The sequence below is a fragment of the Cupriavidus sp. L7L genome (assembly GCF_004353535.1).
In the GTDB taxonomy this organism is placed as follows: domain Bacteria; phylum Pseudomonadota; class Gammaproteobacteria; order Burkholderiales; family Burkholderiaceae; genus Cupriavidus; species Cupriavidus oxalaticus_A.
Map to the genome: position 1 here is coordinate 1 of NZ_SMNY01000201.1, position 516 is coordinate 516.

A 516-nucleotide genomic window follows, 5' to 3' on the forward strand; every position below is an offset into this window, starting at 1 on the left:
CCACATGCACTTGTTCGCTTGACCCTATAACAAGTGTGTCTCAAGCTTGCGCTCATGACACCGCTCACTACAGGTTGAGTTCTCGCATTTGTGCCGTATTCCAAGTCATCTTTCGATCACTTTAAATACATTTTGGTTGATACAATCACAACCCGGTATCGCGTTTGCTACTGCAGCGTCTCATCAACGCTCGCGCGACACCTTTACTACATCCCATATTGTTAAAGAGCAGCCGATCATTCGATCGCTTGGCAATGCCAAATGAAAACACTCAGCAACGAGTGCTTTCATTTGGCCACCTGGCCTTCAACCAACAAACTACCGATAAGTGTGGACGCTCAACGTAGGATGCACGCTCTGAAAGGAGGTGATCCAGCCGCACCTTCCGATACGGCTACCTTGTTACGACTTCACCCCAGTCATGAACCCTGCCGTGGTAATCGCCCTCCTTGCGGTTAGGCTAACTACTTCTGGCAAAACCCACTCCCATGGTGTGACGGGCGGTGTGTACAAGAC

General features: G+C 50.0%; 1 rRNA gene. It reads right to left on the reverse strand.

What is annotated here, in order from left to right:
- Positions 1–360 precede the first annotated feature (360 nt).
- Positions 361–516: ribosomal RNA gene (locus E1J61_RS37150) — 16S ribosomal RNA — on the reverse strand; the annotation flags it as partial.